The 21025-nt window shown below is 60.1% G+C and carries 17 protein-coding genes and 1 pseudogene; 10 read left to right on the forward strand and 8 right to left on the reverse strand.

All coding sequences use genetic code 11. The features are described 5' to 3' along the window. Positions 1-85: 85 nt before the first annotated feature. Positions 86-844: a DNA-binding transcriptional repressor XynR gene (gene xynR / locus AC0TNG_RS14810; RefSeq protein WP_063158682.1), complete on the forward strand. Its 759-nt coding sequence runs from the start codon at positions 86-88 to the stop codon at positions 842-844. Positions 845-848: 4 nt separating this feature from the next. Here the strand turns inward: xynR and AC0TNG_RS14815 are convergent, their stop codons facing one another. The 5 genes from AC0TNG_RS14815 to AC0TNG_RS14835 form a co-directional block, all read right to left on the reverse strand. Continuing rightward, entirely contained in the window at positions 849-2459 is a 1611-nt protein-coding gene (locus tag AC0TNG_RS14815) for a glycoside hydrolase family 43 protein (RefSeq protein WP_473712581.1), read from the reverse strand. An 11-nt stretch (positions 2460-2470) separates the two neighbouring features. After that, on the reverse strand, positions 2471-3853 hold the full coding sequence (locus AC0TNG_RS14820) for an MFS transporter (RefSeq protein WP_023293405.1): 1383 nt from the start codon (positions 3851-3853) through the stop codon (positions 2471-2473). A 226-nt stretch (positions 3854-4079) separates the two neighbouring features. Then, entirely contained in the window at positions 4080-6047 is a 1968-nt protein-coding gene (gene yagF, locus AC0TNG_RS14825; RefSeq protein ID WP_473712580.1) for a xylonate dehydratase YagF, read from the reverse strand. 14 nt (positions 6048-6061) lie between these two features. Further along, the gene (gene yagE, locus AC0TNG_RS14830; protein WP_473712579.1) at positions 6062-6970 is read right to left on the reverse strand and encodes a 2-keto-3-deoxygluconate aldolase; all 909 of its coding nucleotides are present in this window, start codon (positions 6968-6970) and stop codon (positions 6062-6064) included. 245 nt (positions 6971-7215) lie between these two features. After that, positions 7216-7668 carry a YhcH/YjgK/YiaL family protein gene (locus tag AC0TNG_RS14835; RefSeq protein WP_473712578.1) on the reverse strand — a complete coding sequence of 151 codons (453 nt, stop codon included), beginning with the start codon at positions 7666-7668 and terminating at the stop codon, positions 7216-7218. A gap of 675 nt (positions 7669-8343) precedes the next feature. Here AC0TNG_RS14835 and arcA point away from each other — a divergent pair. From arcA to AC0TNG_RS14860, 5 genes are all read left to right on the forward strand, one after another. Next, on the forward strand, positions 8344-9564 hold the full coding sequence (gene arcA / locus AC0TNG_RS14840; protein WP_473712577.1) for an arginine deiminase: 1221 nt from the start codon (positions 8344-8346) through the stop codon (positions 9562-9564). A 10-nt stretch (positions 9565-9574) separates the two neighbouring features. Continuing rightward, complete coding sequence (arcC, locus tag AC0TNG_RS14845; RefSeq protein ID WP_032661347.1) at positions 9575-10486, forward strand: carbamate kinase; 912 nt, start codon at positions 9575-9577, stop codon at positions 10484-10486. A 26-nt stretch (positions 10487-10512) separates the two neighbouring features. Beyond that, the gene (argF, locus tag AC0TNG_RS14850) at positions 10513-11517 is read left to right on the forward strand and encodes an ornithine carbamoyltransferase (protein ID WP_032651476.1); all 1005 of its coding nucleotides are present in this window, start codon (positions 10513-10515) and stop codon (positions 11515-11517) included. Positions 11518-11564: 47 nt separating this feature from the next. Continuing rightward, positions 11565-12968, forward strand: a complete 1404-nt coding sequence (locus AC0TNG_RS14855; protein WP_248165859.1) for a YfcC family protein — start codon at positions 11565-11567, stop codon at positions 12966-12968. Positions 12969-13048: 80 nt separating this feature from the next. Then, entirely contained in the window at positions 13049-13528 is a 480-nt protein-coding gene (locus AC0TNG_RS14860) for an arginine repressor (protein WP_024907261.1), read from the forward strand. 3 nt (positions 13529-13531) lie between these two features. Here AC0TNG_RS14860 and AC0TNG_RS14865 read toward each other — a convergent pair. Further along, a pseudogene (locus AC0TNG_RS14865) lies at positions 13532-13649 on the reverse strand (hypothetical protein). Here AC0TNG_RS14865 and AC0TNG_RS14870 point away from each other — a divergent pair. The 4 genes from AC0TNG_RS14870 (at position 13629) to ridA (ending at position 15634) form a co-directional block, all read left to right on the forward strand. Next, positions 13629-13733: a pyrBI operon leader peptide gene (locus AC0TNG_RS14870; RefSeq protein WP_022646880.1), complete on the forward strand. Its 105-nt coding sequence runs from the start codon at positions 13629-13631 to the stop codon at positions 13731-13733. The pseudogene AC0TNG_RS14865 and the gene AC0TNG_RS14870 sit on opposite strands and share 21 nt — an antisense overlap. A 34-nt stretch (positions 13734-13767) precedes the next feature. Next, positions 13768-14700: an aspartate carbamoyltransferase gene (gene pyrB / locus AC0TNG_RS14875; RefSeq protein ID WP_024907262.1), complete on the forward strand. Its 933-nt coding sequence runs from the start codon at positions 13768-13770 to the stop codon at positions 14698-14700. Between the two features lie 12 nt (positions 14701-14712). Continuing rightward, positions 14713-15174 carry an aspartate carbamoyltransferase regulatory subunit gene (gene pyrI, locus AC0TNG_RS14880; RefSeq protein WP_023310197.1) on the forward strand — a complete coding sequence of 154 codons (462 nt, stop codon included), beginning with the start codon at positions 14713-14715 and terminating at the stop codon, positions 15172-15174. 73 nt (positions 15175-15247) lie between these two features. Further along, complete coding sequence (gene ridA, locus AC0TNG_RS14885) at positions 15248-15634, forward strand: 2-iminobutanoate/2-iminopropanoate deaminase (protein ID WP_024907263.1); 387 nt, start codon at positions 15248-15250, stop codon at positions 15632-15634. 51 nt (positions 15635-15685) lie between these two features. On the opposite strand, the gene AC0TNG_RS14890 is transcribed toward ridA, so the two are convergent. Next, on the reverse strand, positions 15686-18070 hold the full coding sequence (locus AC0TNG_RS14890) for a beta-N-acetylhexosaminidase (protein ID WP_473712576.1): 2385 nt from the start codon (positions 18068-18070) through the stop codon (positions 15686-15688). A gap of 202 nt (positions 18071-18272) precedes the next feature. Next, complete coding sequence (gene mgtA, locus AC0TNG_RS14895; RefSeq protein ID WP_063622673.1) at positions 18273-20981, reverse strand: magnesium-translocating P-type ATPase; 2709 nt, start codon at positions 20979-20981, stop codon at positions 18273-18275. Positions 20982-21025 lie beyond the last annotated feature (44 nt).

The following is a 21025-nucleotide window of genomic DNA, read 5'->3' on the forward strand; positions in this document are numbered from 1 at the left end:
GGAGAACACCGGCTCCATTTCATTGATTTTTCACCCCGAAAAAGGTACGTTTTCGCCTTAATTCCAGCGTGGACATACCAGCATTATGCCGATTATTCAGTCTGTTGAACGTGCGTTGCAGATCCTCGACCTGTTCAACGAGCAGGCCACCGAGCTTAAGATCACCGACATCAGCAAACTGATGGGGCTGAGCAAGAGTACCCTCCACTCGCTGCTGAAAACCCTGCAGCTTCACGGCTATATCGATCAGAACCCGGAGAACGGCAAATATCGCCTCGGCATGAAGCTGGTCGAGCGCGGCCATTTTGTCGTGGGCTCCATCGATATTCGTCAGAAGGCGAAAGGCTGGCTGACGGAGCTGTCCCAGCGGACCGGGCAGACCACTCATCTGGGGATCCTGGACGGGCGTGAAGGGGTTTATATCGAGAAGATTGAAGGCAAGCTGGCCGCCATCGCCTATTCACGCATCGGCCGCCGCCTGCCGGTTCACGCCACCGCCATCGGCAAGGTGTTGATTGCCTGGCTGGGCGAGGCCGAGCTGAACGCCCTGCTGGAGGGCTATCAGTACACCACCTATACCCCTTCCACCCTCGCCTCTCGCGAAGCCTTAATGAGCGCCCTGACGCAGACCCGCGCACAGGGCTATGCCCTGGATAGCGAAGAGAACGAGCAGGGCGTGCGCTGCGTGGCGGTGCCGGTGTGGAACCACGAATCCCGCGTCATCGCCGCCCTGAGCCTGTCGACGCTGACCTCCCGCGTGGACGACGCAGAGCTGGCTGATTTCCGCGAGCAGCTCCAGCAGGCCGGGCTCCAGCTCTCACGCGCGCTGGGCTACCCGGCCTGAGCCGTTAGGCCGGCTCGTAGGTGAAGTAGTCGAAGTCCGCGTGGCAGCCGTCGCCGCTGATGTCCTCGCAGTGCAGCCCCACAAACGCGCCGGTGAAGAAGCCGCGCCCGCCGATGTAGTCGTCCGACAGCTTCCACGCCTCATACGTTACCGGCACGGCGTGCCACGTCTCGCCGTCAAACGAGTAGCTGTAGCGGTAGACCAGCGTATCCACGTCCACGCGCAGCCAGACGCTCTCCGCACTCTCCGGCACCGGAATCGGCTGCTCGTGCAGCGGCCACGACGGCACGTTGTGGTCGAGCTGGATCACCTTAATCGTTCTGCCCTGCCCCTCCTCGTAGTCCACAAAGCAGTAGCTCCAGTTTTTGCTGTTGTAGTAGCAGGTCAGCCCCGCGCTCTGCTGGAAGTGGATCGGCGAGAACTGCATCCGCGTCTCCGCCCGGAAGACAAAGTGCTGCCAGCGGCGCGCCACGGTTGACTGGGTAAAGGTGGAATTAAGCGAGTCGTTGCCGTAGAGCCGTAAGTAGCCCGGGCGCGCGGTGAGCGAGCCGAGGGTGTCGTCGAACGGAATGCGCAGGGTCTGCAACTCCGGGTCGAGCGAACTGGCGTCGAAATCCTCCCGCCAGCTGCCCTGAACGGCTGCAGGCTGCTCCGCCACCTGCGGGCCTTTCACGGTCAGCTGCGCGTGCTTGCCGCCTTCCACGTACGGCCAGCCGTCGCGCCATTCAATGCGGGCGATGCCGGTCTCGCGGCCCAGCGGGCAGTAGCCGCGCCCGCCGGAGGCCAGCAGCGGCACGCCGGGCAGGCGCAGCGGGCGGCTGGTGAGGTAGGCCATGTACCACTCCCCGGTGTGGGTCTGCAGCAGCGAGCCGTGGCCGCTCTTCTGCAGTGGGTTCTCCGGCAGGTGCCAGCTGGTCATCATCGTCACGTCCGGGTGCAGCTCGTACGGCCCGTCGATATTTTTGGAACGCAGCACCACGACGGCGTGCTCGTAGCTGGTGCCGCCCTCGGCGACCATCAGGTAGTACCATCCCGCGCGGCGATAAAGATGCGCCCCTTCGGTGTAGCAGAGCGGCGTGCCGGTAAACAGGGTTTTGCGCTCGGGCGAGAGCGTGCCGGTCTGCGGATCAAACTCCTGCATCACGATGGTGTTGTGCGGGTTGCTGTGGTGGCGCGGCCCCCACGGGCGGTAGAGGTAGTACTTGCGGCCGTCGTCGTCATGGAACAGGGACGGATCGAACCCGCCGTTGCCCATCGGGATCGGCTCGCTCCACGGTCCCTCAATGGACGGCGCGGTGACGAGGAAGTTGCGGCCGTTTTTCCACGGCGAGTCGACAATCTTTACGTCGGTGTAGAGCAACCAGAACCTGCCGTCGGCGTAGCTCAGGCACGGCGCCCAGATGCCGCCGGAGTCCGGGTTGCCCTTCATGTCCAGCATCGACACGCGGTCCAGCGGGGTGCTGACCAGCGACCAGTTTTTCAGGTCGCGGGAGTGGTAGATGCGCACGCCGGGGAACCACTCGAAGGTCGAGGTGGCGATGTAGTAGTCCTCGCCCTGACGGCACAGGGAAGGATCCGGATTGAAGCCGGTCAGAATAGGGTTAGTGATTTGCATAGTGCCTCCGGTTAATGGGATGCGGCTGTCGCAGCGTCGGGAACGGCCTCGCCCTGCGCCGCGCGGTGCTTGATCAGCTGCTGGCTGATGGCCTCCACGCGGGCGTCAGTGAGCTTGTAGAACGACAGCATGATGAACATGCCCGCGTAGAGCACCACCGGCACCACGCAGAACAGGATTTTGATGGTGGTCAGCACCTCTACCGGCTGCACGCTGCTGCTGGCGGAGTAGTTCACGTACGCCAGGATCCAGCCCACCACCGCCCCGCCAATCGCCAGGCCAATCTTCAGGCTGAACAGGTAGGTGGAGAACACCAGCCCGTCGAGGCGGCGCCCGCTGCGACTCTCCTCGTAATCCACCACGTCAGAGGCCATCAGCCACTGCAGCGGCGTGGTGGTGTTAAAGACGAACAGGAACAGGATGTTGAGGGCGAAGATCAGCGCGATATGTTCCGCCGGGGTGACGAAAATCAGCAGGCTGATAAGCGAATAGGCGACGATGATCCACTTGAAGGCGGTGACGCGGTCGAAGCGCCCCAGCAGGCGGGAGGAGCAGAGTGAGCCAAACATGGTGGCGAGACTGCCGTAGAGTAAAAACTGGGTCGCCATCTCCGGGTGATCCATCACGTATTTGACGAAGTAGAGCGTCGCCCCGCCGCGCACCACGTTGGAACAGGTCGCCATCATCTTGAACGCGCACATGATCCGCCACTGGCCGTTGCCGAGCAGCAGCTTGAGATCTTTCGCCACCGACGAGCCCGGCTGCACCTCAAAGGTGTAGCGCTCTTTGGTGGTAAAGAAGCAGACGTAGAGCAGCACCACGCCGGTCAGGCCCAGCACGCACATGGCGCCGAAATAGCCCACCTGCTCGTCCCCCTTGCCGATGATGCTCACCAGCGGCAGGGCAATGCCGCTGATAGCGAGCGATCCCGCCGCCGCCAGGAAGAAGCGCCAGGACTGCAGGGCATGACGCTCTTTCGGGTCGGCGGTGATAACGCCGGGCATGGCGCAGTACGGCACGTTAACGAAGGTGTAGACCAGGGTCAGAAGAATGTAGGTCACGCAGGCGTAGATGATTTTGCCCTGCGCGGAGAAGTCCGGCGTGTAGAAGGTCAGCACGCAGACGATGCCAAACGGGATGGCGCCCCACAGCAGGAACGGGCGGAACTGGCCGTGCCGCGTGCGGGTGCGGTCGACCAGCAGCCCCATCAGCGGGTCGGTCACGGCGTCGAGCACGCGGGAGATTAAAAACAGCGTCCCCATAATGCCCGCCGACAGGCCGAAGACGTCGGTGTAGAAATAGGCCAGCAGGAACATGGTAGCCTGCCAGACGAAGCCACAGGCGGTGTCACCCAGCCCGTAGCCAATTTTGTCTTTCATGGTTAATTGCGTCATCAGAATTACACCCTTATGTAGTGTGCTGAATTACAACATCGTGTTAATGGAGTGTAATGAGCTGTTCAATTAACCAGCAATGGTCATATCTTATTTCTGAATTACGTTATTTTGCTTTTGTGACGCCAACGATATATCACAACTTATTGATTAAATTAATATAACAAAGACAAGCAAAAGCCGTCCACAGAATATATTCCGTAGACGACAATCGCATGAAAAATAATTAAAGTCCGAGTGCTTTTTTACCGGCGTTAATTACCTCGATAATTTTATCGGTGTCATAAATACAGCCTTTCCAGGTGCCGCCGCTGACCGACTGTAATGCTGCCCACAGGCGGGTGTCGTCCGGCAAAAAGTCGTGGGCGTGCAGGTCCGGGTGCGTCTGCCGCCGAGCCAGCTCGCGCGCGCCCTCCTCCGGCGTCAGCGGGTTGTCCGCGGTGCCGATAAAGTTCACGCTACCTGTTAATGTCAGCCGATCGACGGCTATCTCGATGATGTCGTTATCGCGCAGCTTGCCAATCGGCCCGCCCGCCAGCGCCTCCGGCGACACGTGGCCGAAGCAGGCGCCCGTCGACACGCCCGAGAAGCGCGCATCGGTGATTAACGACACCGTCTTGCCCCACGAGATATGCTTCAGCGCGGAGGTGAGCTGATAGGTCTCTTCCATGCCTGTGCCGGACGGCCCGCCGCCGATCACCACCATGATATCCCCCTGCGCAATTTCTTCCCGCTTGATGGCCTTGATCGCCTGCGCTTCCGAGACAAACACCCGAGCCCGGCCGGTGTGGCGGTAAACGCCATCTTCACCGACGACCGACGGGTCGATCGCCGTGGCCTTGATCACCGATCCTTCCGGCGCGATGTTGCCCGTCGGGAAGCAAACCGTTGAGGTCAGCCCTTTCGCTTTTGCCTTCTCCGGCGGCAGGATCACGTCATCCGGATCCACGCCATCCTGCTCGCGCAGGCACTGGCGGAAGCGCTTACGTCGCTCGGACGCCTGCCACCAGTCGAGGTTCTCGCCGACCGTCTGGCCGGTCACGGTCATGGCGTCCAGATGCAGCAGGCCAAGATCGCGCAGGTGGAGCATCACCTCCGGCACGCCGCCCGCGAGGAAGGCGCGCACGGTCGGGTGATAGTCCGGGCCGTTGGGCAGCACGCTCACCAGGCGCGGCACCCTGCGGTTGACGCGCGTCCAGTGCTCTACGTCCGGGATTGTGCAGCCCGCCGCGTGGGCGATGGCCGGAATGTGCAGCAGTAAATTGGTCGAGCCGCCGAACGCCGCGTGGATCACCATGGCGTTTTCGATGGCTTTGTCGGTGAGGATATCGCGCGTGGTGATGCCCCGGTTATCCAGCTCGCTCACCGCGCGTGCCGACTGGCGGGCGATCTCCAGCCACACCGCCTGCCCGGACGGGGCCAGCGCGGAGTGCGGCAGCGCCAGACCCAGCGCCTCCGCGACCACCTGCGAGGTGCCCGCCGTGCCGAGGAACTGACACCCGCCGCCCGGCGAGGCGCAGGCGCGGCAGCCCAGCTCAGCGGCCTCCTGCAGGGAGAGTTCGTGGTTGGCAAAGCGCGCGCCAATGGTCTGTACCTTGCCCGCGTCTTCCCCCACGGTTGGCGGCAGCGTCGCCCCGCCCGGCACCAGAATGGTCGGCAGGTCGTGCATCGAGGCCAGGGCAATCATAGTGGCGGGCAGCCCTTTATCACAGGTCGCGACGCCAATCACCGCCCGACGCGTCGGGAGGGAACGGATCAGGCGGCGAAACACGATTGCCGCGTCGTTGCGGTACGGCAGGGAGTCGAACATGCCGTGCGTGCCCTGAGAACGGCCGTCGCAGGGATCGCTGACGAAGGCCGCAAACGGGATCCCGCCGTTGCGGGTGATCTCCTTCGCCGCCGCCTGCATCTGCATGCCAATCTCCCAGTGCCCGGTGTGGTAGCCCAGCGCGACCGGGCGTCCGTCCCCGGCGCGGATGCCGCCCTGGGTGCCAATAATCAGCACCTCTTTGCCGGTCAGCTTGTTGGCGTCCCAGCCCATCCCGGCGTTCTGCGTCATGCCGAACAGGTTGCCGCTGGGGGATTCCATCAGCATCTGCGGGGTCAGCGGCAGCGCGCCCTGCGGCCCCGCCGCGTGGGTGATCACCGCATAAAACGCATCGTCCTGTGGGGTGAAAATCTTCTCGATGGTCATGGTTATCGTCCGGCTCAGCAGAGCTTGAGCTGTTGCAGCAGGGTTTTCAGCTGCGCCTTGCGCGGCGCGTCCAGTGGTGACGCGGGCGGCAGCACGTGCGTGGAGATCGGGCGGCCGCAGAGCACAATCGCCTCTTTAATCACGTTCACAAACGGCGTATCCAGCTGATACAACTGCGGTATTTGCAGCAGGGTCTGATGATACTCAGCCGCTTTCGCCACGTCTTTATCCCGCCAGGCTTTCAGAAGATTCACCGACACCTGCGGAGCAAAGTTGCCGCTCGCCGAGATCGACCCGTCACCGCCGAGCAGCAGGGTATTAAACAGATGATCGTCGTAGCCGCAGAGCACGGTGAAGTGCGGGTGAGCGGCTTTGACGGTATGGATCATGCTGCGCAGGTGGGCGACGGAGTCGATAGTGTCTTTGATGCCGACGATGTTGCTGCGCGAGTCGGCCAGGGTTTTCACCAGCGCCGGGGTCAGATCCTGCCCGGTCAGCGCCGGGAAGTTATAGAGCATCACCGGCAGCGTGACGCTGTCGGCCACCTGCTCGAAATAGCGGATCAGGTTCGCTTCCGACACTTTCCAGTAGTAGGGGTTAATCACCACGATGCCGTCCGCCCCCGCCTGCTGCGCGTGCTGGCTCAGCGCAATGGTTTCCCGGGCGTTGGTGCCGCCGGTGCCGATCAGCACCGGCACGCGACGATCGACATGATCGATCGCAAACTGGGCAATGGTTTTACGCTCTTCGGCGCCGAGCTGGGAGAACTCGCCGCCGCTGCCCAGGAAGAACAGGCCATCAACGCCTGCTTTGATCAGATCGTCGATCAGCGCGGCGGTGCCCTGCTTATCGAGCTGGCCGTCGGCGGTAAAGATGGTGGAGACAGGGGGAATGATTCCCGTAAACAACGCGGACTGCGGCATAGGATCTCCTTGCTGAATCAATTTGTTCTACATTATAGAACAGCGTTCATTAATTTAAGGATCATACTATGACGCAGGAAAAGCGCAGGTAAATGAGAGATGGAGAGGGAGTGCGGGAAATTTAAGCTGGATCACATATTGTCCCCCCTCACCCCGGCCCTCTCCCCAATAGGGCGAGGGGGAAAAGATGGCTCGGAGCAGTCCCCTCTCCCCTGTGGGGAGAGGGTTAGGGTGAGGGGTAAGGATTACTCTACCTGAATTTTAACAACAACTTTCCTGACCTTAGCAGGCGCACCCACCGCGCACAGCGGCTTGTGCACCTCACCCGGCCAGAACACCACAAAATCCCCTTCGCTCAGCACCACGGTTTTCTCCTGCTCACCTTCCGGCAGGAACGCGATGTCTTTGTCCGCCAGCCAGTCGGTGTCCGGCGTGCCGGGCGGCAGGGTGCTGAAGGTCATCCCTTCCAGACCCTTCATCACGATCTGAATATCCAGATAGCGCGCGTGGTACTCGGCGCGACGCTCGGCGAACGGCTGGGTTGTATCTTCAGAGACCAGATAAAACAGGCTGTTGCCGTTGATGTCGTGCTTACCGAGCGGCGTGGCGTCGGTGACGTGGGCTTTAACGTGCTCAATCGCCTGGCGCAGATCGTCAGGCAGCCAGGACTGCAGATGGTGGATGTTGCCGATAATCATGTTTCAATCCTCAATATAAAACAATGTTTCATTTTTATCTTTTATACGAGAATCCCGGCTGCCATACCAGCCCTTTTTGGACGAGGTTTGCGCGAGCGCATGTTTATCGGGAAAGGTGTTAATTCACTGTTAATCCTGCCCGGGCATTTATGCAGGGGTTATGCATAACCTCGATCGGCGCTTATCGCACGGCTGCTCTAACCTCTTGATCATGCTATCTAATTAACAAAACCTGTTGCCGCCTCACACTTTACTGTTTTGATAATTTGCTCTAAAAAACCATAATTATTTATTGATTTTCCTTAAGTCAAAAATAGTTAATTACGTTAATTGCATAGCCATTCTCATCCATGACTCTTATCGTTTAAAATCAGCCACATAACAATATATGTCAAAAGATTAAAATCTACAAAATAATAACAAACCCAAATAATGCCACCGGTTCCTGCTTAGCTATTCATCCCTCACTAATATGAAATTAATCATTATCTGATGCGAATCATGCAAATGAAAACAAACCGCTTAATATCCATTTTCGCGTGAGCAATATCACAATACGGATTATTTAACTGCCTAGTATGAATTACGAAATCAATTGAGCTTAGCCGCCATGAAATTAAATGCATCACATGGCGCATGCCCTTTTTATTCTGAAAAACAGTTAAAGGAATAATTATGGAAAAGCATTACGTCGGTTCTGAAATTGGTCAATTGCGTAGCGTTATGCTGCACCGCCCTAATTTAAGTCTGAAGCGTCTCACGCCATCAAACTGTCAGGAGCTGCTTTTCGATGACGTGCTCTCGGTTGAGCGGGCGGGTGAGGAGCATGACATCTTCGCAAACACGCTGCGCGAGCAGGGTGTGGAAGTCCTGCTGTTGACCGACCTTCTGACACAAACCCTTGATATTGCAGAGGCGAAAGCCTGGCTGCTGGAGACGCAAATCTCTGATTATCGCCTCGGCCCCACCTTTGCCGGCGACGTTCGCGGCTGGCTGGCGGATATGCCACACCGTGAACTGGCGCGCAGATTAAGCGGCGGATTAACCTACGGCGAAATTCCGGCGGCCATTAAAAATATGGTGGTGGATACCCACACGGCGAATGATTTTATTATGAAGCCGCTGCCAAACCATTTATTTACCCGCGATACCTCCTGCTGGATCTATAACGGCGTCTCTATTAACCCAATGGCCAAACCGGCCCGTCAGCGTGAAACCAATAACCTGAGGGCAATATATCGCTGGCACCCGGCGTTCGCCGACGGCGATTTTATTAAGTATTTCGGCGACGAGAATATTAATTACGACCATGCCACCCTGGAAGGCGGTGACGTATTAGTGATTGGCCGCGGCGCGGTATTGATCGGCATGTCCGAACGCACGACGCCGCAGGGCGTGGAGTTCCTCGCCAACAGCCTGTTCAAACACCGTCAGGCCGAGCGCGTGATCGCCGTTGAGCTGCCAAAACACCGCTCCTGCATGCACCTCGACACCGTCATGACCCACATCGACGTGGATATCTTCTCCGTCTACCCGGAAGTGGTGCGCAAAGACGCCCAGTGCTGGACGCTCACCCCGGACGGACGCGGCGGCCTGCTGCGCACCCAGGAAACCGACCTGCTGCACGCCATCGAGAAAGCGCTCGGCATTAACCAGGTACGTCTGATCACCACCGGCGGCGACGCCTTTGAGGCCGAACGTGAGCAGTGGAACGACGCCAATAACGTCCTGACCATCCGCCCCGGCGTGGTGATCGGCTACGAGCGCAACGTCTGGACCAACGAGAAGTACGACAAAGCGGGTATCACCGTGCTGCCCATCCCGGGCGACGAACTCGGACGCGGCCGCGGCGGCGCACGCTGCATGAGCTGCCCGCTGGAACGCGACGGAATTTAAAGGAGCCATCATGGAACGAAAACCCACTCTGGTTGTGGCCCTGGGCGGCAACGCGCTGCTCAAGCGCGGCGAGCCGCTGGAAGCGGAGATCCAGCGCCAGAACATCGAGCAGGCCGCCCGCACCATCGCCGGGCTGACGGCGCAGTGGCGCGTGGTGCTGGTGCACGGCAACGGGCCGCAGGTCGGGCTGCTGGCGCTGCAAAACAGCGCCTACGACAAAGTCACGCCCTACCCGCTGGACGTTCTCGGCGCCGAAAGCCAGGGAATGATCGGCTACATGCTGCAGCAGGCGCTGAAAAACAGCCTGCCGCAGCGGGAGGTGAGCGTTCTGCTCACGCAGGTGGAAGTGGACGCCGCCGACCCGGCCTTCAGCAACCCGACCAAGTACATCGGCCCGGTCTACAGCGAAGCCCAGGCAAAAACGCTGGCCGCGGAGAAAGGCTGGGTGTTTAAGGCCGACGGCAGCTACGTCCGCCGCGTGGTGCCGTCGCCGCAGCCGAAGCGCATCGTCGAGAGCGACGCCATCACGGCGCTGATCCAGCGCGACCACCTGGTGATCTGCAACGGCGGCGGCGGCGTGCCGGTGGTGGAACACGCCAACGGCTATCGCGGGATTGAGGCGGTGATCGACAAAGACCTCTCCGCCGCCCTGCTGGCGAGGCAGATCGAGGCCGACGCCCTGCTGATCCTCACCGACGCCGACGCGGTGTACCTCGACTGGGGCAAGCCGACCCAGCGCCCGCTGGCACAGGTGACGCCGGAGCTGCTCAGAGGCATGCAGTTCGACGCCGGATCGATGGGGCCGAAAGTGGCCGCCTGCCGCGAGTTTGTTGAAGCCTGCAACGGCATTGCCGGGATCGGCGCGCTGGCCGACGGCGCGGAGATCCTCGCGGGCGAGAAAGGCACGTTGATTCGTAACTGAAAACTCATTTTAAAAAGGATTTAGCCATGACCATCAACCTGAAAAACCGCAACTTCCTGAAACTGCTGGACTACACCCCGGCGGAGATCCAGTACCTGATCGACCTCGCCATTGAGCTGAAGGCCGCCAAAAAAGCCGGGCGCGAGAAACAAACCCTGGTCGGGAAAAACATCGCCCTGATCTTTGAAAAAACCTCCACCCGCACCCGCTGCGCCTTCGAAGTGGGCGCGTTCGACCAGGGCGCGCAGGTCACCTACCTCGGCCCAAGCGGATCGCAGATCGGCCATAAAGAGTCGATGAAAGACACCGCCCGCGTGCTGGGCCGCATGTATGACGGCATCGAATACCGCGGCTATGGTCAGGCCATCGTCGAAGAGCTGGGCGAGTACGCGGGCGTGCCGGTGTGGAACGGCCTGACCGACGAGTTCCACCCAACGCAAATCCTCGCCGACCTGATGACCATGCTGGAGCACGCGCCGGGCAAAACCCTGCCGGAACTGAGCTTTGCCTATCTGGGCGACGCGCGCAACAACATGGGCAACTCCCTGATGGTGGGCGCGGCCAAGATGGGGATGGATATCCGCCTCGTCGCGCCGAAATCCTTCTGGCCGGAAGCGGGGCTGGTTGAGCAGTGCCGCGCCATTGCGAAAGAGACGGGCGCGCGCATCACCCTCACCGACGACGTGGAAGAAGGCGTGCGGGGGACCGATTTCCTCTACACCGACGTGTGGGTCTCCATGGGCGAGCCGAAGGAAGCCTGGGCCGAGCGCGTCAGCCTGATGAAGCCGTATCAGATTAACGCCCAGGTGATGAAGGCCACCGGCAACCCGAACGTCAAATTCATGCACTGCCTGCCGGCGTTCCACAACGAACACACCAAAGTGGGCCGCGAGATCGAGATGGCGTACGGCCTGAAGGGGCTGGAGGTGACGGAAGAGGTCTTCGAATCGCCGAACTCCATCGTCTTCGACGAAGCAGAGAACCGCATGCACACCATTAAAGCGGTCATGGTGGCGACACTCGGCGACTAATCACCGCCCGGCGCGCCGCGGGGTGCGCCGGGTTTAAGGAGCACATCATGGGCAAGTTTAAGTTTCCCTCCGCTTACACCATTCTCTTTTTCCTGATTGCCGTTGTAGCGGCGCTGAGCTGGGTCGTTCCCGCCGGTCAGTACCAGATGGCGATGAACGAGACCCTCGGTAAAGAAGTCCCGATTGCCGGAACGTACGCGCACGTGGCGGCGCATCCGCAAGGGCTGGTTTCCGTCCTGATGGCGCCCATCGCCGGGCTGTACGATCCGGTCTCCGGCCAGGCCGGGGCGATCGACGTGGCGCTGTTTATTCTGATCATCGGGGGATTTCTCGGGATCGTCACCAAAACCGGGGCGATTGACGCCGGGATCGAGCGCGTCACCACCCGGCTGCGCGGACGCGAGGAGTGGATGATCCCGATCCTGATGGCGCTGTTTGCCGCGGGCGGCACCATTTACGGCATGGCCGAAGAGTCGCTGCCGTTCTACACCCTGCTGGTGCCGGTGATGCTGGCCGCCCGGTTCGATCCGGTTGTCGCCGCCTCCACCGTGCTGCTCGGGGCGGGGATCGGCACGCTGGGTTCCACCATCAACCCGTTTGCCACGGTCATCGCCGCCAACGCCGCCGGGATCCCCTTCACTAACGGCATCGCCCTGCGCGTGGCGCTGCTGGTCATCGGCTGGATCATCTGCGTGGCGTGGGTAATGCGTTACGCCCGCAAGGTGCGCAAGGATCCGTCGCTGTCGATCGTCGCAGACAAACAGGAAGAGAACCGCGCTCATTTCCTCGGCAATAAGGGCGAACAGTCGCTGGAGTTCACCCCGGTGCGCAAAATCATCCTGGTGATTTTCGCCCTCGCCTTCGCGGTGATGATTTACGGCGTGGCGGTACTGGGCTGGTGGATGGCGGAGATATCGGCGGTGTTTCTCGCCAGCGCGATTATCGTCGGCCTGATCGCCCGCATGAGCGAAGAGGAGCTGACCTCGACGTTTATCAACGGCGCGCGAGATTTGCTGGGCGTCGCGCTGATTATCGGCATCGCGCGCGGTATCGTAGTGATCATGGATAAGGGCATGATTACCCACACCATTTTGCACAGCGCCGAGGGGATGGTTACCGGGTTATCGACGGTGGCGTTCATCAACGTGATGTACTGGCTGGAAGTGGTGCTGTCGTTTCTTGTGCCTTCTTCGTCCGGCCTGGCCGTTCTGACGATGCCGATCATGGCGCCCCTTGCCGATTTCGCTAACGTCAACCGCGACCTGGTGGTCACGGCCTACCAGTCGGCGTCCGGCATCGTTAACCTGGTCACTCCCACCTCAGCCGTCGTGATGGGCGGGCTGGCGATCGCCCGCGTGCCCTACGTGCGCTATCTGAAATGGGTGGCACCGCTGCTGGGGATATTAACGGTAGTGATCATGGTGGCGTTGAGCCTGGGTGCCTTGTTGTGATTTGCCGGATGGCGCTGCGCTTATCCGGCCTACGGATCGGTGCGGTGCCACCGGTTATTTCGGGAACTGATATGGGAACTATGATGGATTACGAAGAGTACTCTCCCAAAGAACAACTACAGCTGACGGTCTGCCAGCGTCTGATAGCAGAAAAGAGCTATCTCTCCCAGGAGGAGATCCGCCGGGATTTGCAGGAGCGTGGTTTTGAGACCATCAGCCAGTCCACCGTTTCACGTCTGCTTAAATTGCTCGGTGTCATAAAAATTCGAAATGCCAAAGGGCTAAAGATTTATTCGCTGAATCCCCAGCTGCGCCCTGCCCCCGACGCCGCGCGTACCGTGTCCGAAATGGTGGTCAGCGTCGAGCATAATAGCGAGTTTATCCTTGTGCATACCGTCGCCGGATATGGCCGCGCGGTGGCGCGTATTCTGGATTATCACCAGCTGCCGGAAATTTTAGGCGTGGTGGCTGGCAGCAGTATCGTCTGGGTCGCACCCCGGGTCGTGAAGCGCACCGCGCTGGTGCATAAGCAAATTAATTATTTACTCAGAACGAATTAATATTCATAAAGAACCGTTTGCATTGAGTAAAGCGTGCATTAAATCGCTTGATCCGAAAAGCGAGCTGCGTATAATGCCCGACAATTTGCCGGGAGGAAGCATGGTCAAGCGTGTACGACATAACGTCTTACCGCGTCTGAAATCAGACGCTGGCCTGCCGTTTTTCTTCCCGTTGCTAAACCTATTCCCAGAGCCCCTCATTTGAGGGGCTTTTTTTTGCCCGGCGTCAGGAGATAAACATGAATCCGCTTTATCAAAAACACATCATTTCCATAAACGACCTCAGCCGCGAAGAGCTGGAACTGGTTCTGGAAACCGCGGCAAAACTGAAGGCCAATCCGCAACCGGAGCTGCTGAAGCACAAGGTGATTGCGAGCTGCTTCTTTGAAGCCTCGACCCGCACCCGCCTCTCCTTTGAGACCTCCATGCACCGCCTGGGGGCGAGCGTGGTGGGCTTCTCGGACAGCAGCAACACGTCGCTGGGTAAAAAAGGCGAGACCCTGGCGGATACCATTTCAGTGATTAGCACCTACGTCGACGCGATTGTGATGCGTCATCCGCAGGAGGGCGCGGCGCGTCTGGCGACCGAGTTCTCCGGCGGCATTCCGGTGCTGAACGCCGGTGACGGTGCCAACCAGCATCCGACGCAGACCCTGCTGGATCTGTTCACCATTCAGGAGACCCAGGGCAAGCTCGAGAACCTGAATATCGCCATGGTCGGCGACCTGAAATATGGCCGCACCGTCCACTCCCTGACCCAGGCGCTGGCGAAATTTAACGGCAACCGCTTCTACTTCATCGCGCCTGACGCGCTGGCGATGCCGCAGTACATTCTCGACATGCTGGATGAGAAAGGCATTCAGTGGAGCCTGCATGCCAGCATCGAAGAGGTGATGAGCCACGTGGATATTCTGTACATGACCCGCGTGCAGAAAGAGCGTCTGGATCCGTCCGAATACGCCAACGTGAAGGCACAGTTCGTGCTGCGCGCCAGCGACCTCGAGGGCGCGCGCGACAACATGAAGGTGCTGCATCCGCTGCCGCGCATCGATGAGATCACCACAGACGTGGATAAAACGCCGCACGCCTGGTACTTCCAGCAGGCCGGAAACGGCATCTTCGCCCGCCAGGCGTTACTGGCACTGGTTCTGAATCGCGAATTGGCACTGTAAGGGGAAACGACCATGACACACGATAACAAACTCCAGGTTGAAGCCATCAAGCGTGGCACCGTGATTGACCACATCCCTGCGCAGGTGGGCTTTAAGCTGCTGACGCTGTTCAAACTGACCGAAACCGACCAGCGCATCACCATCGGCCTGAACCTGCCGTCGGGCGAGATGGGCCGCAAGGACCTGATTAAAATCGAGAATACCTTCCTGACCGACGAGCAGGTTAACCAGCTGTCGCTGTACGCGCCGGACGCCACCGTCAACCGCATCGACGAGTATGAAGTGGTCGGTAAATCCCGCCCGAGCCTGCCGGATCGCATTGAAAGCGTGCTGGTCTGCCCGAACAGCAACTGCATCAGTCATGCCGAGCCGGTTTCCTCCAGCTTTGCAGTGAAAAAACGCGCCGATGACATCGCGCTCAAATGCAAATACTGCGAAAAAGAGTTTTCTCATTATGTGGTGCTGGCCAACTAATTGAGGTTGGTAATGAAATCCCGGCTGTTATAATGGCCGGGAACATTCTTAACGCTGTAATTCTGGAGAAAACATGAGCAAAGTACTCGCGACGGAAAATGCACCAGCCGCTATCGGCCCTTACGTTCAGGGCGTTGATCTGGGCAGCATGATCATCACTTCAGGTCAGATCCCCGTAAACCCAAAAACCGGTGAAGTGCCGACCGACGTGGCAGCACAGGCGCGTCAGTCGCTGGAAAACGTGCAGGCTATCGTTGAATCTGCGGGCCTGAAAGTGGGCGACATCGTCAAAACCACCGTTTTCGTGAAAGATCTGAACGACTTCGCGACCGTTAACGCCACCTACGAAGCGTTCTTCACCGAGCACAACGCCACCTTCCCGGCGCGCTCCTGCGTGGAAGTGGCGCGTCTGCCAAAAGACGTGAAAATTGAAATCGAAGCGATTGCCGTACGTCGCTAATTCGCTTTGTCGATGATAAGGCAGCCTGGGGCTGCCTTTTTTTATGGCCCGCTACTGATTCCGCGTGGCGCGAAGCAGCGTCTCCAGCGGATAGACCGCCGCAATCACCACTTCATCCTGCACCTTTGCCGCGTTATCCAGCTCGCTCTGAATCGAGGCAATCTCTTTATCATCCAGCGTGCCCTGGCGCGCCACCAGATCCGTCAGCCGCAGGCCAATTGAGGCCAGCTTATCCACCTCCCGGATCACCGGCTTCATCGCCTTCAGCTGATAGCTGTTTTCGCTTAAGGCCAGCGCGTCGCTGGTGTTGCTCTGCCAGCGGTTAAAGACGTGGCGCAGGGCGTCGGCGCTTTCCGTGTCTTCCGCATCGCTCACCAGACGGTCCGCCCATTTGTGCATCTGGCGCACGGTGGCACTTTCGGCGTTTAGCGCATCGGCGAAGCGGTTGAGGGGCTCGAACTGATGATAGTTTCCGGCCTGGAACTTCAGGTGCTGACGGGTGTAATACTGCGCGGGCTCTACCGCCTGCGCGAGGATCTGCAGCGGCAGGGTGTCGGCATTACCGGCGAGGCGCGTGAACTGCACCTGCTGCTGGGTATGCTGCTGTAGCCCGACCGACACCGTCGACCAGCTGTCCATCGCCTGCAGGCGGGTGTACATGTTGTCGACGTCGTTGACGTCCTGCGCCGACCACAGCCGCTCCGCCACCGCAAAGGTGCGCGGCCACAGGCGGATATCCAGCACCGGCGCCACCACGTTTTCCGCCCACAGCGCCGCTTCACCGCCGAGCAGGTTGGCCTGGTTCGCCACGTCCGGCACGACCGGCGGAACGCCTTTCGGCACGTCGTCCAGACGCGTGCCGCTGATTGGGTAGCGCGTATTCCCCACCAGGAAATAGCCGGAAAGCTTGTCGTTATCAACGGAGACCACCGGGCGCGTTTCGCCCATCCAGGTGTCGACGGTAAACGTGACCTGGCTGTCGTCGCGCCATTCAATATCCTGCACCGCGCGGCGGGATTTCCCGGCAAAATCAATAAACCCGCGCCAGCCGGCATCCCCTTTCACCAGGGTGAAGCTCCCCTCCACCGGCTTGCCCTTCAGGCGCGGCATGGAGAAGACCCAGCTCTGGGCGCTGTCGGTGTCCGCTATGACGTCCACGCCGTTTAAGCCCTGCGGGACGATCTCGTTGCGGTAGTGATAGGCGGTGGACTGGGGCTGGTCGAGATAAAAGCCGGTCGACAGAATGCCCTTGTAACCGCTCTGCGCCACCTGCCCCAGCGCGTCCTGCCCCTGCCAGGACTGGATCAGAATGCTTTTCGGCAGGTCAGGATGGTAGATCTCATCCCAGCCGACCATCTGGCGGTGATGCTTCTCGAGGATCGTTTCCAGCTTGCGGTTGAAGTAAGCCTGCAGCGCGTGGCTGTCCGCCAGCCTGGTGTCGCGCATAAACTGCTGGATAGCCGGATTCGCTTTCCACTGGCTGTCGTCCACTTCGTCGCCGCCGATGTGCAGATACGGATCGGGGAAGATCGCCGCCAGTTCGCTGACCATCGCGTCAGCAAAGGCGTAAGTCGCCTCTTTGGTGGGATCGAGAACCGGCTTCAGCACGCCCCAGTGGCGTTCCATGGCGTACGGCCCCGGGGCGCTCATCAGCTCCGGGTAGGCCACGGCAATCGCCGAGGCGTGGCCCGGCATGTCGATCTCCGGCACCACGCGAATGCCGCGCTCGGCGGCGTAACGCACCACCTCACGCATCTGTTCAGGCGTGTAGAACAGCCCGTCGCTGGCAAGCTGCGTCAGCTTAGGGTAGCGCTTCGAGCTGAAGCGCCAGCCCTGGTCGTCGGTCAAATGCCAGTGCAGCACGTTGAGCTTCGCCGCAGCCATGCCGTCGATCTGGCGTTTGATATCCGGCAGCGGAATAAAGTGACGTGCCGAATCGAGCAGCAGCCCGCGCCACGGGAAACGCGGCGAATCTTCAATGGTAACCCACGGCAGCGAGGTATTTTCCGCCCCGTTCTGCATCAGCTGGAGCAGGGTTTCCATGGCGCGCAAGGCACCGAAACGGGTGTTGGCAGAGATGTTCACGCCGTTGGCATCCACCGTGAGCTTATAGCTTTCATCGCTGTCCGGCAGAGGCTGCGGCTTCACCTTTTTGGCAATCGCGATGCGGATGGTCGGTTTGTCTGGCTTTTCAGCCTGAGGCTGCAGCGTCCAGCCGGTTTGCAGGGCGATGCGCTGGCGCAGGCGGTTGACGGCGTCACCGAGATCGTCCCCGCTGACGCTAATGGATACGTTGTTGCTGAGCACCAGTGCGCCCTGCGTCGTGGGGCGTTCGACCTTCGCAGGCCAGGGCATTAAAGGGAGATCCCCTGCCGGGGCGGCAAAGGCAGAGGCGCCGAGCATCAGCCCGGCGGTTAAGAGACTGTACCGTAACATGAATGTTCCTTATCTGACGGGCCAAATAAAGGCAAAACATTCTGTTAACATGCGCTCAATTTGTCGTCAAGCGAATGCGCCGACGGAGATCACAGGTTGTTGAATTTGGGAGGAAAGCTATTGCCCGGTGGCGCTGCGCTTACCGGGCCTACGTTTCGGGAGTAGGCCGGGTAAGGCGAAGCCGCCACCCGGCAAACATAACTTACTGCCACCCATACCGACGCGCATAGAACCCTTTCACCATCTGCGTCAGCACCATATACCCCGCGAGGATCGCCACCAGCCACGGGAAGTAGCTCAGCGGCAGCGCCTGCAGCTGCAGGTAGCTCGCCAGCGGCGAGAACGGCAGCGCGATGCCGAGCGCCATCACAATCCCCGTCATCACAATCAGCGGCCATGCGGCACGGCTCTGGATGAACGGAATGCGGCGCGTGCGGATCATATGCACAATCAGCGTCTGCGACAGCAGACCGACCACGAACCAGCCGGACTGGAACAGCGTCTGGTGTTCCGGGGTGTTGGCGTGGAACACAAACCACATCAGGCAGAAGGTCAGAATGTCGAAGATGGAGCTGATCGGGCCAAAGAACAGCATAAAGCGCCCAAGATCTGCCGGGTTCCAGTGCTGCGGCTTCTGGATCTGCTCGTCGTCGACGTTATCAAACGGAATCGCCACCTGAGAGACATCGTACATCAGGTTCTGGATCAGCAGGTGCAGCGGCAGCATCGGCAGGAACGGCAGAAACGCGCTCGCCACCAGCACGCTGAAGACGTTACCGAAGTTGGAGCTGGCGGTCATCTTGATGTACTTGAGCATATTGGCAAAGGTACGGCGCCCTTCGATGACGCCCTCCTCCAGCACCATCAGGCTTTTTTCCAGCAGAATGATGTCCGCCGCTTCACGGGCAATATCGACCGCTCCGTCTACGGAGATACCGATATCCGCCGCACGCAGAGCGGGTGCATCGTTGATGCCGTCGCCCATAAAGCCCACCACGTGCCCTTCGCGCTTAAGCAGGGTGACAATGCGCTCTTTGTGCATCGGCGTCAGGCGGGCAAACAGCGTGGTGCGCTGGGCAAGCTTTGCCAGTTCGTCATCAGAGAGATGTTCAATCTCGCTCCCCACCACCACATCACCCGCGTCCAGCCCCACCTCGTGGCACACTTTGGCCGCCACCAGCTCGCTGTCGCCGGTGAGGATTTTGACGGTAATGCCGCTCGCCTTCAGCGCCTTCAGCGCCGGTGCGGTGGTCTCTTTCGGCGGATCGAGGAAGGCGATGTAACCCTCGAGGATCAGATCGGATTCGTCGATACGCTGATAGTCCCCCTCGCGCGCCGGCAGGAACTTGCTCGCCACCGCCACCACGCGCAGCCCCTGACGGTTCAGGTTGTCGGTGACGCGCTTGATGCGGCGCAGCATGGTGTCGTCCAGCGGCACGATGTCGCCGTTATAGCGCACCTGTGTGGACACGTTGAGGATCTCCTGCAGCGCCCCTTTGCAGATCAGCTGATGCACATCCGTCTGCTCGCTCACCACCACCGACATACGGCGGCGCTCGAAGTCGAACGGGATCTCATCCACCTTCTGCCAGCGGCCGGAGAGCGTGCGGGCTGACTCTTCATCTACCCCTTCCAGCACCGCGACGTCGAGCAGGTTTTTCAGCCCGGTCTGATAATGGCTGTTCAGCCACGCGCTGTGCAGCACGCGCTCGCTGGTTTTGCCGGATATATCAGTGTGGTTCTCCAGCACGATTTTGTCCTGCGTCAGGGTGCCGGTTTTATCGGTGCAGAGAATGTCCATCGCGCCAAAGTTTTGAATGGCGTCGAGGTGTTTGACGATCACCTTCTGTTTAGAGAGCTTCACCGCCCCGCGCGCCAGCGTAGAGGTGACAATCATCGGCAGCATTTCCGGCGTTAAGCCGACGGCCACGGAGAGCGCAAACAGCGCCGCTTCCCACCAGTCGCCTTTGGTGTAGCCGTTGATCAGCAGCACGATCGGCGTCATCACCATCATAAAGCGGATCAGCAGCATGCTGACGCGGCCAATTCCCTTCTGGAAAGCATTCGGCTCGCTCTCCTGCTCGCTGACGCGCCCGGCAAGCTGACCAAACCAGGTGTTGCCCCCGGTGGCGGTAACTATCGCCTGCGCGGTGCCGCTGACGACCGTGGTGCCCATAAAGCACAGGGTGTCGCATTCGAGCGGGTTCATCTGCTGCGGGTCGCGGCTGCGCGCCACCTTTTCAACGGGCAGGGATTCGCCGGTCAGGGAAGCCTGCGCCACAAACAGATCGCGTGCCTGGATGATGCGTAAATCCGCCGGGATCATGTCCCCCGCGGCCAGCTTCACCAGATCCCCTGGCACCAGCTGGTCGATAGGCAATTCCACCCAGGCGTTTTCGCCGAGATCGTTGATCACGCGCGAGACGGTCGCGGTGTTGCTGACCATTGCCTTCAGGGCGTCCGCCGCTTTGGTGGAGCGGGCCTCCTGAATAAAGTTCAGCAGCGTGGAGATGCCCACCATCAGGGCAATCACCCCTGCGGCAAACAGATCTTCCGTCGCATAGGAGATGAGGCCGAGCACGGTCAGCAGCAGGTTAAACGGGTTGCGGTAGCAGAGCCACAGATGCACCCACCACGGAGACGGCTTTTGCGCCGGAATGAGGTTATCGCCATGCACGGCACGGATTTTTTCCACTTCTGCCGCGTTCAGCCCTTCCGGGTGCCCGCCAAAGGCGCGCCAGACTTCGTTTTCATCCATCGCCGCCACGTTCAGGCAGCGTTCGGTCAGGGACGCGGGGATCGCCGCCCCCGCCATGTTTTTGGCATTGGGCAGCGGGTCGCGCTGAACAAGACGGTGTGGCAGGTGGCGGCTCAGCAGGGCCTGCAGCTGCCGGGTGATATTTTTAAACATAGTCATTCCTCCACATCCGCAAACGCGGACGCAGCTTTTCCTTC

The sequence above is a fragment of the Enterobacter sp. PL_is514 genome (genome assembly GCF_055816715.1).

Bases quoted from the DNA above. Each gene is read 5' to 3' on its own strand.
- yagF (WP_473712580.1), bottom strand. From the start codon at position 6,047: ATGACCATCGAGAAGATTTTCACCCCACAGGACGATGCGTTTTATGCG.
- AC0TNG_RS14855 (WP_248165859.1), top strand. From the start codon at position 11,565: ATGGGCAAGTTTAAGTTTCCCTCCGCTTACACCATTCTCTTTTTCCTG.
- AC0TNG_RS14835 (WP_473712578.1), bottom strand. From the start codon at position 7,668: ATGATTATCGGCAACATCCACCATCTGCAGTCCTGGCTGCCTGACGAT.
- argF (WP_032651476.1), top strand. From the start codon at position 10,513: ATGACCATCAACCTGAAAAACCGCAACTTCCTGAAACTGCTGGACTAC.
- arcC (WP_032661347.1), top strand. From the start codon at position 9,575: ATGGAACGAAAACCCACTCTGGTTGTGGCCCTGGGCGGCAACGCGCTG.
- mgtA (WP_063622673.1), bottom strand. From the start codon at position 20,981: ATGTTTAAAAATATCACCCGGCAGCTGCAGGCCCTGCTGAGCCGCCAC.
- AC0TNG_RS14870 (WP_022646880.1), top strand. From the start codon at position 13,629: ATGGTCAAGCGTGTACGACATAACGTCTTACCGCGTCTGAAATCAGAC.
- AC0TNG_RS14820 (WP_023293405.1), bottom strand. From the start codon at position 3,853: ATGACGCAATTAACCATGAAAGACAAAATTGGCTACGGGCTGGGTGAC.
- ridA (WP_024907263.1), top strand. From the start codon at position 15,248: ATGAGCAAAGTACTCGCGACGGAAAATGCACCAGCCGCTATCGGCCCT.
- AC0TNG_RS14815 (WP_473712581.1), bottom strand. From the start codon at position 2,459: ATGCAAATCACTAACCCTATTCTGACCGGCTTCAATCCGGATCCTTCC.
- yagE (WP_473712579.1), bottom strand. From the start codon at position 6,970: ATGCCGCAGTCCGCGTTGTTTACGGGAATCATTCCCCCTGTCTCCACC.
- arcA (WP_473712577.1), top strand. From the start codon at position 8,344: ATGGAAAAGCATTACGTCGGTTCTGAAATTGGTCAATTGCGTAGCGTT.
- xynR (WP_063158682.1), top strand. From the start codon at position 86: ATGCCGATTATTCAGTCTGTTGAACGTGCGTTGCAGATCCTCGACCTG.
- pyrI (WP_023310197.1), top strand. From the start codon at position 14,713: ATGACACACGATAACAAACTCCAGGTTGAAGCCATCAAGCGTGGCACC.
- pyrB (WP_024907262.1), top strand. From the start codon at position 13,768: ATGAATCCGCTTTATCAAAAACACATCATTTCCATAAACGACCTCAGC.
- AC0TNG_RS14860 (WP_024907261.1), top strand. From the start codon at position 13,049: ATGATGGATTACGAAGAGTACTCTCCCAAAGAACAACTACAGCTGACG.
- AC0TNG_RS14890 (WP_473712576.1), bottom strand. From the start codon at position 18,070: ATGTTACGGTACAGTCTCTTAACCGCCGGGCTGATGCTCGGCGCCTCT.